Below are 10611 nucleotides of genomic sequence, written 5' to 3'. Positions count from 1 at the left end.
CCTAATTATTATACAATATCGCTTGCCGCGGGAGGAATCTTGCATTTCCGCCCGATCTCTGAACGAAAGGTGTCGTCGGTCGTGAACGTCCTAGCCGAAAAGAGCGCTCTGGTCAAAAACTTTCTTCTTTCCCTGCCGGGCCTGCTGAGGCGGGAGTGGCGGTCCGTGCTCGCCGTCCTGTCGGCCAACATCATCTTCGCCTTCGCGGTCAATTATTTCACCCTGCCCTATCGCTTTCCCGACCTCGGGATCTCCGGGCTCGCCGTCCTCTCCAATTACGTCTTCGGGATATCCCCCAGTTGGGTGATCTTCATCGGCAACGTCCTCCTGATCGTCTGGGGGCACAAAAGCCTGAACCTGCGCTTCCTGGTGCTGACCTTCTCCTCCATCGTGGTGTTCTCGCTGTTCATCCCGATATTCCGGGGCGTCCCCCTGAACCTGCCCCGGGACAAGTTCATGGCCACGGTGATCACGGGGCTTTTGAAGGGAGTCGCCATCGGGATGCTCTTCAACGTGGGAGGGTCGAGCGGCGGGCTCGACATCGTCGCGATGGTCATGCGCCGACGCTACGGGATCGAGGTGGGGCGATTCTCCATCTTCGTCAACTTCTTCATCCTCTCGCTCTCGGCCGGGGTCATCGGCCTGGAGTCGGTCGTGTACGGAGCCGTCGGGCTCTATGTCTTCGGCGTTACCCTGGACGGCATGACGCGGAGCTTCGACAAACGCAAGCAGGCCTTCATCATCACGAACATCCCGGAGGACGTCTGCCGTTTCATCACCTCGAAGGGCAAGGGCGTGACCCGCCTCGAGGGGCACGGAGCCTACACGGGACAGCCCCGTCCCGTGCTCATCTCCCTGCTGGAGCCGCGGCAGATCGTTCAGCTCAAGGCTTTCCTCAAGGAAAAGGACCCAAATGCCTTCCTCTCCATCTGCGACGCGACCGAGGTGCTGGGCCAGGGGTTCAAGAGCTGGAAGTCCCTGTAAGCGGACGCCCAGCCCTTCGGGGCTGTCAAGTCCCGGATGCCGTGTCGGTCGCTTACGTCGAGGCTAAACCTCGTGCCCTCGCCTTCGACGCCCGGGAAAACCGCCTGATGAAACCCCTGAGCGATTCGCGCAGCGAGCTGCGCCTCGCCGGCAGTCTGCTTAAATCCCCATGCCGCTACCGTGGGACTGATCGGCCCGCAAGCGAAGCGAGCTGCTGGCCGGAAGGCTCCCCTTTGGGGATAGCGGCGGCCCCGGAAAGTGTCCTTCTTAAAACAGGCAAGCTGAGGTACCACCGGGGGCTTCGATTGAATCGGCGTTTCCTTAAGAATTGGAATGGCATGGGATTATTGGTTTCGGGAGTTTTCCGGCCGGTGCGCTATAATGAACATTTGAATCTACTCTATAAACTTTGATACGCGGACTTGATATACGATCAGGACGCTCCCGGCCGAGGGGGCGCCGTCAGAGGTGAATGAGCGGAAATGATATGGAACACACTAAGGAGGGCGCTGGGGCTCGACCCCAACGACCGTGCGCTGAGAAAGTACGAGGGCGTCGTGGAGCAGATCAACGAGCTCTCGGAGAACCTGGAGTCCCGGAGTGAGGACGAGCTGCGCGCCATGGGCGCACGCCTGCGCGAGCGGGCCCGGGACGGGGAGCCCCTGGAGGAACTTCTCGTCGAGGTCTTCGCGCTCGTGCGCGAGGTCTCCCGGAGGACGATAGGGCTCCGGCACTACGACGTACAGCTGATCGGAGGCATGGCCCTGCACGACGGCCGAATCTCCGAGATGCGGACCGGCGAGGGGAAGACCCTCGTGGCCACCCTGGCCGTCGTCCTGAACGCGCTCTCCGGCGAGGGCGTCCACCTGATCACGGTCAACGACTACCTTGCGAAGCGCGACGCCGCGTGGATGGCCCCGATCTACAACTTCCTGGGGCTCTCCGTGGGCGTCATCTACCCCTACATGCCTCCGGAGGAGCGCTACGAGGCCTACAGGGCGGACATCACCTACGGGACGAACAGCGAGTTCGGGTTCGACTACCTGAGGGACAACATGGTCATGCACGCCGAGCAGATGGTCCAGCGCTCCCATGCCTACTGCATCGTCGACGAGGTGGACTCGATCCTCGTGGACGAGGCGCGGACGCCCCTCATCATCTCAGGCCCGTCCGACGACAACGTGGAGCTCTACGTCAAGGCGGACGGGGTGGCGCGCCAACTGACGGAGGGAAAGGACTACGAGAAGGACGAGAAGGAGCGCAGCATCGCCGTCACGGAGGCCGGAATCCAGCGCTGCGAGGACCTCCTTGGGATGCCGGGGCTCTTCTCGGACGCGGCGAAGTCCGAGCTGGCGCACCGCATCGTACAGGCCCTGAAGGCCCACCGCCTGTTCCAGCGCGACGTCGACTACGTCGTGAAGGACGGGGAGATCGTGATCGTCGACGAGTTCACGGGGCGCCTCATGGTGGGGCGCCGTTACTCGGACGGGCTCCATCAGGCCATCGAGGCGAAGGAGCGCGTCAAGGTGGGGCGCGAGAGCCAGACCCTGGCGACGATCACGCTGCAGAACTACTTCCGCATGTACCGCAAGCTGGCCGGGATGACGGGCACCGCGGCCACGGAGGCCGAGGAGTTCAAGGAGATCTACGGGCTGCAGGTCGTGACCATCCCGACGCACCGGAAGATGATCCGCCAGGACTGTCCCGACGTGATCTACGGGACGATGCTCGAGAAGTTCGGCGCCGTCGCGGACGACGTCGAGGAATGCCACAAGCGCGGACAGCCCGTCCTCGTCGGGACGACGTCCATCGAGAACTCCGAGCGGGTCAGCAAGCTGCTCAAGGCCCGTAAGGTCCCGCATCAGGTGCTGAACGCCAAGCACCACGAGAAGGAGGCCCACATCGTGGCCCAGGCCGGGCACCTCGGCGCCGTGACGGTGGCGACGAACATGGCCGGCCGCGGCACGGACATCATGCTTGGGGGCAACCCGGAGTTTCTGGCCAAGGAGAAGCTCCTCTCCGACAGGCCGTCCCTGGAATGGACGGTCAAGGGAATGGACGAGGAGGACGTTTACGGCTACTTCGTGCGCTACTCCAACCTCCAGGCCGAAGACCTCGCGCGCAACTACCTTCGGGACCGCCGCATCGCGGAGGAGGGGAGCGGGCTGGAGTTTCTGCGCGCCGTCTTCGGCCGCATCAAAAAGGCTTACGAGGCCCGGCTGGAGGAGTTCCGCGAGCTCTGCCGCGGGGAGCACGACAAGGTCGCCGCATTGGGCGGACTGGCGATCATCGGGACGGAGCGCCACGAGTCCCGGCGCATCGACAACCAGCTTCGGGGCCGTTCCGGCCGCCAAGGCGACCCCGGCATGAGCCGTTTTTACCTCTCGTTGGAGGACAACCTGCTGCGCCTCTTCGGCTCGGAGCGCATCCAGGGCCTGATGGGCCGGCTGGGCATGAAGGACGGCGAGGCCATCGAGTCCGGAATGCTCTCGAAGGTCATCGAGTCCTCCCAGCACAAGGTCGAGCAGATGCACTTCGACATCCGCAAGCAGCTGCTGGCCTACGACAACGTCATGAACCGCCAGCGCGAGGCCGTCTACGACGAACGGCAGACGATCCTGAACGAGGGGGATATGGTCGATTACGGCTGGGGAGTCGTGAACGGCGTCATCGTCGAGATCCTGGACCGCTATTTCCCCATGGAGGGGGAGCCGGACGCCGGACGGGCTGCGGCGCGGATGCGCGCCATCTTCGGCCCCGGCAGCGACGAACTGGTGGGGCGCATCGACAGCCAGGCCGGCATGGAGCTGGTGCGGGACGAGATCGTCGCCTCCCTGAAGGCGCGCTACGACAAAAAGACCGAGGAGCTGACCCCGGAGGTCGCCGGGGGGCTGGTGCGCTACGTGGTGCTGAACACCCTGGACGACGCCTGGCGCGACCATCTCCTGGCGATGGACGAACTGAGGCGCGGCATCGGCCTCCGGGCCATAGGGCAGAAGGACCCGCTGCTGGAGTACCAGTTCGAGTCCTACAACCTCTTTCAGGAGATGATGCTGCGGGTGAGGGAGTCCTTTGCGGAACAGTTCTTCCGGGTCCGCGTGGTGACCGAGGAGGAGCGCCGCAGTCCGCGTCGGGTCTCCGAGGGGCGCGATTTTGTCCTCCCCGGTTTTGGGCAGGGACATGAGGACGCCGTGCCCGAGGAACTTCCCCGCGGCGAGGGGCGGCCCGAGCCCGTCCGTAAGGGGCCCCGGGTGGGGCGCAACGATCCCTGCCCCTGCGGCAGCGGAAAGAAGTACAAGCACTGCTGCGGCAAGGGCGCCTGAGTTTCATCCGCTGAAGCCTCCCCCGTGATCTCTTCCCGCGGGCATTGCCGTTGAGGGAGGAGTGCGTTTAATGAGGGGCATCGGAATGAGGAAGGAGTGCGTCGAATGAGTCCGATGGTGAAGTTCTTGTCGAGAAAACTTCTGTCTTCGGGGGCCATCCTCGGAATCTTTCTTGGAATCTTTTTCCTGTGTCCGCCGCCTGCGGGAGCGTCGGTCCCCGAGTACGACCTCGCGCGGATGCGGCAGGTGAACCCGGACTTCTCGACGTATCCCGACGCGCGGGGCATCGTCTGGCTCAAACGGGTCTCCTGCGGCCCTGCCCCGGATGGGGGAATGGAACGGACCCATCTCTGGGTGCTGCTGGGGCGCAGCGGCCTGGACAAGCGATGGCTGGACTGGGATATCCCCAATCCTCCGGGAGGGAACGCGAGGGTCCTGGAGGCGGGGGTCTATGCCTTCGATTCCGGCCGGAAGATCGCCGACGTCCTCCCCGCCGAGCGGGACCAGGGGGGCGTGACGATGCGCTCCGTGCGGTTTGAGGGGCTCCCCGAGACCTTCATCCTGGTCCTGTGCTGGCAGGACTCCCTCCCGGAGAATCTCTCCCTCGAGGATCTGGTCTGGACCCAGGAGTCGCTGCCCGTCTGGGAATCGATTGTCGAGGTCTCGGTGCCCGACGGGCGGCCCTTCTTCCATTATTCCTTTCAAAACCATCGTTCCTTCCAGAACGTCCGTCCCGAGGTGGAAAAGGGCAAGGGGAGGGCGGTCTATACCTGGCGGACCGTCAATGCCGCCCCCTTGGTCCCGGGGGGGCTCCGCGCCTCCACCCGGGGCGGGGTCGTCTTCGGCATGCGCCGGGGGGCCGAGGGACTCGCCAGGTTGATGCGGGACGAGGCCGCCGTTACCGTTCCTCAGGCCCCTTCGAAGGCCGTCGAGGGCTTCCGAAGGGGGACGGAGGCGGGAACGGCCGCCCTGCTCTCCTGGCTGTACGAGCAGCCCGAGACCATCCTCCCGGAGGGCTGCCGTCGGACGCTGCCCTCGGAGGGGCCCTGGACGGGCGGGGAAAAGCTCCTGGTGGCCCATGCCTGGCTCAAGGAGCGGGGGGTGAACGCCGTTCTGCACTGGAGGACGGCCCTCGAGCCCGACGCGGACAGCCCCGTCTGTCCGGGGCTTCTGCTGGCCCCGGTCCTGGAGGTCCCCCCCTTCAAGGGCGCCAGGTTCAAGGAGAGCTTCTTCTGCGATATGGACGACGCCCCCAGGATGGGGAGGACCTCGCCCCTTCTGATGGGGCGCCGGATATTCGCCCCGGACGGGGAGGGGCGCATTGCGGGCAGGAGGATACCGGAGGCGAAGGCATCGGAAAACCGGCTGCGCGCCCTCTTCGATCTGAGCCTGAGCCCCGGCGGGGCGCTGAGCGGTACGGTGCGCCTCCAGGCGCGCGGCGCATGGCGTTCCCTGTTCTTTCGCGCCTGGGAGGACGGCCGTGCGGGGGAGCTCCTTCCCTCGCTCTTCCGGAATCTGAGGGGCTACGAGGCTGCCGCACTCAAGGAGTCCGGCGGGGAGGCCGAGCTGGCCTTCCGCATCGGCGAGATGCCGGGGATCATGGGGATGCAGGGGAAGAACCTGCTGGTCATCCTTCCGGCGTTCGTCCCCGAGTCCCTGCAATCCCTGCCTGGTGAGTCCGTTCCCGTGGAGCTGGTCTTCCCCTTCCTGATGGAACAGAGGGTCAGCCTGCTGCTGCCCCCGGGGGTCGAGAAGGTGATGCTCCCCGCGGACACGGAACGCGCCTCCGGAAAGGTGCTCTATGGGGAAAACTTCAAGGCGTCCAAGCTGAAGAAGGTGACGGCGGAGGTCCGGCTCCAGGTTTCGGCGACGAGGCTGGCGGAGGAGGATGGAGCCTCTTTGAAGACGGCACTGGACCTTTGGCGCAATTTTTCGGCGCGGCCCCTGCCGTTGCTGATGAGGGGCAAGGAATAGGGATGAAGAATAGGGACGGGAGTGTCCGCTCGCCCTGCGGGCAAAAAGTTCTTTATATAAGGGAAAGGTAGTGCGGAGATGTCGGATGATATGTCGGAGGAATTGATGCGGGGTTCGGCCGTTTCCTACCCGAGGGAGGCTCTGCTTCGGGCTGTCCGGAGCGTCGCGGAGGAGTTGGGGAAGCCCCTCCCGGAGGGGATGGCGTTCGAGCTGGAACGTCCCAGGCACGAGGGGCAGGGGGATCGTTCGGCCAGCGCCGCCATGCAGCTCTCCAAGGCGTTTTCCATGCCCCCGAGGACGTTGGCTGCCCGGATCGTCGGGCGGCTGAGCGAGGATGGAAGCGGTTTCTTCGATAAAATCGAGGTCGCCGGACCGGGGTTCATCAACTTTTTCCTCTCGAAAAAATGGTTCGCCTCCGTCGCGGACGAGGTCCTTTCCATGGGAAATCGGTACGGTTCCTCGGAACTGGGAGGCGGGCGGAAGGTGCAGGTGGAGTTCGTCAGCGCCAACCCGACGGGGCCGCTGCACATCGGCCACGGCCGCGGCGCGGCGGTGGGGGACGTCGTCGCGGGCATCCTCGCCTTCACGGGCTGGAATGTCGAGCGGGAGTACTACATCAACGACGCGGGGCTCCAGATGGATATCCTGGGACGTTCCGCTCAGGCCCGCTATTTCGAGCTGGCGGGGCGTCCCGAACTTGCTCCCTTCCCCGAGAACGGCTACAAGGGCGCTTACATAAGAGACCTTGCCCGCACGGTCCTGGAGCGGGAGGGCGACCGTTTCCTGGCGGAGCCGCCCTCGGAGAGCCTGCCCTGGTTCAAGCGGTACGCGGGGGACGTCATCCTGGGGCGGATCAAGGAGGACCTGGGGCGTTTCGGGGTCCGCTTCGACGTCTGGTTCTCCGAGGCCACCCTTTACGAGCGGGATCTGGTACGCCAGGCCATGGAGGACCTCAAGAGGCGCGACTTCGCCTTCGAGTCGGACGGTGCGCTCTGGTTCAAGACGACCGATTTCGAGGACGACAAGGATCGCGTACTGATCCGCAACAGCGGGGCGCCCACCTATTTCGCGTCGGATATCGCCTATCATCGGGACAAGTTTGTGACCCGCGGGTTCGATCGGGTCATCGACGTGTGGGGGGCCGATCATCACGGCTATATTCCGAGGATGAAGGCTGGGGTGGAGGCCATCGGAAAGTCGGCCGACGACCTCGACGTGCTGCTGATCCAGCTGGTCAACCTGATGCGGGACGGCCATCCCGTGGCGATGTCGACCCGGTCGGGGGAGTTCGTCACCCTGGAGGAAGTCCTGGATGAGGTCGGCGTCGACGCCACGCGGTTCTTCTTCCTCATGCGTCGGAGCGACAGCCAGCTGGACTTCGACCTCGACCTCGCAAAAAAGCAGAGCAGCGACAACCCCGTCTATTACGTCCAGTACGCTCATGCCCGAATCTGCAGCGTCGTCCGGGAGTGGACGGCCCGGGGCGGCAGTGCGGACCGTCTGGGCTCGGACGGCGTTCCGATCCCCGAGAGCCTGTTCGAGGACGAGGCGGCCCGCGGGCTGGCGGACTGTCTGGCGCTCTTTCCGCGGGAGGTGGAGAACGCGTCGCGGGACCTGGCCCCTCAGATGCTGACGGCCTACGCGGGGCTGCTGGCCGGCGCCTTCCATTCCTTCTACAACACCAACCGCATCCTGGGCGAGGCCGGGGAGGTGGAGCTCGGCCGTCTCAAGCTGGCGAACGCGGTGCGCATCGTCCTGCACACCTGCCTGAGCCTGCTGGGCGTGAGCGCCCCCGAGCGGATGTGACATGCCCCCCCTGCGGAGAATCGTGCTCGTCGCCTTCGTCCTCCTCCTCTTCCTCATCATAGGGACGCATTACTTCTTCGAATGGCGGAGGATCGACCAGCTCAACGCGGCGATCGAGGAACGCGAGGAGCTCCTGCGCAGGAAACAGGACAGCGTGCGCGACTATCGGGAGAAGGTTTCGTTCTACAAATCCCGGGAGGGCATCGAGCACATGGCGCGGGAACAGTACAACCTCGTATTTTCCGGCGAGCGCGTCATCCTGATCAAGAGCGGCGACGTGGTCTCGGAGGATGGGCGCTGACCTCCGGCGGGAGGAGCGGGATGGTTCGCCGGGCCGCAAACGGTCCTTGACGGGACGTCAAAAAGGGGTACAATAGTCCTCTGGTAGAAAGTGGAATCTGAAGGAAAACGCGAATTTCCGTTTCCCAAAGGCAATGTTCATTTATTTTATAATGAGATCTCTTATCGAGAGAGGTGGAGGGACTGGCCCGATGAAGCCCGGCAACCTGTCGAATCAGGTGCCAATACCAGCAGCCTCGCGAGGCTGGATGATGAGAGGAAGAGCATAAGGTTGTGCAGACACTCTTCCCGATGGGAAGGGTGTTTTTTTGTCTTTCGTTCATTTATTCTCGGGAGGTAGGACTATGGCAAACACGGAAAAATTCATCTTCTCCTCGGAGTCCGTCACGGAGGGGCACCCCGACAAGGTCGCCGATCAGATCTCGGACGGCATCCTGGACGCAATCCTGAAGGACGACCCCAACGGCCGCGTGGCCTGCGAGGTGCTCTGCACGACGGGTCTGGTGATGGTCTCGGGAGAGATCACGACCCGGACCTACGTGGACATCCCCAAGCTGGCGCGCGGGATCGTTCAGGACATCGGCTACACCCGCGCCAAGTACGGGTTCGACGGCGAGACCTGCGCGGTCCTCACGGCCATCGACGAGCAGTCCGGGGACATCGCCCAGGGCGTGGACAACGCCATCGAGGTGCGGGACAAGCAGGATAAGAAGCTCTCCGAGGAGGAGATCGCCAGAATCGGGGCCGGGGACCAGGGCATGATGTTCGGCTACGCCTGCAACGAGACGGAGGAGTTCATGCCGATGCCCATCGCCCTCGCCCACAACCTGGCGCGTCAGCTCAGCAAGGTCCGCCGCGACGGGACGATCTCCTACCTGCGCCCGGACGGCAAGACCCAGGTCTCCCTCCGCTACGAGGGCCGGAAAGCCGTCCACGCCGATACGATCGTCGTCTCCGCTCAGCACCATCCGGAGGCGACCCTCAAGGAGATCCGTGCGGACATCATCGAGAACGTGATCAATCCCATCGTCCCTGGATACCTGATCGATTCGGAGACGCGTATCTTCGTCAACCCGACCGGGCGTTTCGTCAAGGGCGGTCCCATGGCCGACACCGGCCTGACGGGCCGAAAGATCATCGTCGATACCTACGGCGGATGGGTGCCCCACGGGGGCGGGGCCTTCTCCGGCAAGGACCCCACCAAGGTCGACCGCAGCGGCGCCTACATGACGCGCTACGCCGCGAAGAACATCGTGGCTGCGGGGATCGCCGACGAGTGCCAGATTCAGGTGGCCTACGCCATCGGCGTGGCCGAGCCGGTTTCCCTTAACGTCAACACCTTCGGCACGGGGAAGATCGGGGACGAGAAAATCGTGGAGCTGCTGCGCGCCCATTTCGACTTCCGGCCCGCTGCGATCATCCGGGACCTGGACCTGCGCAAGCCTCAGTACAGGGCGCTGGCCGCCTACGGACACATGGGCCGCATCGACCTTACCCCCCTGCCGGGATGGGAGAGGACGGACCGCGCGGAGACGCTTCGCAAGGCCGCCGGGATTTAGGAAAAAGGAAGCGCTGTAAGGGTGAAAGAAAGCCGGAGGGTTCCCATAGAAGGGAACATCCTCCGGCTCTTTTTCTGCGTGAGGCTACAGAAGCCCCAGAAAATGCTGCACGACCAGGGACGTGCCCGCCAGACTGATCCAGCAGACCAGACCCATAAGGATCGGCCTCAGGCCGTTGGCCAGAAGTTTGCCGATGTGCGTGTTGAGCCCGATGGCGGCCATGGCGGCGACGATGAGGAACTTCCCGGACACCGTCAGGGAGCGCGATATCTCGGGGCTCACGATCCCCGACGTGTGCAGCAGGGAGGCGGCCACGAACCCGAGCACGAACCAGGGGAAGGCCTTGGAAAAACTGAAGTGCGAGGCTCCCTCTCTGGTCCGGGCGGTGTAGAGCGCGAGCACGAAGGTGATGGGCACGATCATCAGGGTACGCGTCAGTTTGACGATGGTCGCCAGCTTGCCGGCGGCGTCGCTGTAGGCGTATCCCGCCGCGAGGACGGACGAGGTGTCGTTGACCGCCGTGCCGGCCCATATCCCGAACCCCTGGTCGCCCATCCTCATAAGGTGTCCGAGCGCGGGAAAGATGAAGACGGCCGCGATGTTGAAGAGAAAGGCTCCTCGCTATCAGGAGTGGTTGGTTTATAAAAGGCTACCGTTATGGTATC

At 64.2% G+C, this 10611-nt stretch carries 7 protein-coding genes and 1 riboswitch; of the genes, 6 read left to right on the top strand and 1 reads right to left on the bottom strand.

Going from position 1 to position 10611, the window contains the following annotated elements; translation table 11 throughout:
* From ABLA28_RS08405 to metK, 6 genes are all read left to right on the top strand, one after another.
* On the top strand, positions 1-984 hold a 984-nt coding region (locus tag ABLA28_RS08405), incomplete at its 5' end, for a YitT family protein (RefSeq protein WP_347713272.1).
* A 482-nt stretch (positions 985-1466) separates the two neighbouring features.
* Positions 1467-4307, top strand: coding sequence for a preprotein translocase subunit SecA (gene secA / locus ABLA28_RS08400; RefSeq protein ID WP_347713271.1), 2841 nt, complete (start codon positions 1467-1469; stop codon positions 4305-4307).
* Between the two features lie 105 nt (positions 4308-4412).
* A complete protein-coding gene (locus ABLA28_RS08395; RefSeq protein ID WP_347713270.1) occupies positions 4413-6281 on the top strand; it encodes a hypothetical protein in 1869 nt (622 codons plus the stop codon).
* Between the two features lie 90 nt (positions 6282-6371).
* Complete coding sequence (gene argS / locus ABLA28_RS08390) at positions 6372-8087, top strand: arginine--tRNA ligase (protein WP_347713269.1); 1716 nt, start codon at positions 6372-6374, stop codon at positions 8085-8087.
* 1 nt (position 8088) lies between these two features.
* The gene (locus ABLA28_RS08385; RefSeq protein ID WP_347713268.1) at positions 8089-8388 is read left to right on the top strand and encodes a septum formation initiator family protein; all 300 of its coding nucleotides are present in this window, start codon (positions 8089-8091) and stop codon (positions 8386-8388) included.
* Positions 8389-8546: 158 nt separating this feature from the next.
* A riboswitch (SAM riboswitch) is annotated at positions 8547-8645 on the top strand.
* Positions 8646-8731: 86 nt separating this feature from the next.
* A complete protein-coding gene (gene metK / locus ABLA28_RS08380; protein ID WP_347713267.1) occupies positions 8732-9946 on the top strand; it encodes a methionine adenosyltransferase in 1215 nt (404 codons plus the stop codon).
* A gap of 84 nt (positions 9947-10030) precedes the next feature.
* Here the strand turns inward: metK and ABLA28_RS08375 are convergent, their stop codons facing one another.
* Positions 10031-10546: a putative sulfate exporter family transporter gene (locus ABLA28_RS08375; protein WP_347713273.1), complete on the bottom strand. Its 516-nt coding sequence runs from the start codon at positions 10544-10546 to the stop codon at positions 10031-10033.
* Positions 10547-10611 lie beyond the last annotated feature (65 nt).

The organism is uncultured Fretibacterium sp. (assembly GCF_963544685.1).
Taxonomy (GTDB): Bacteria; Synergistota; Synergistia; order Synergistales; family Aminobacteriaceae; genus CAJPSE01.
This window is presented reverse-complemented; position numbering and strand designations above follow the sequence as displayed.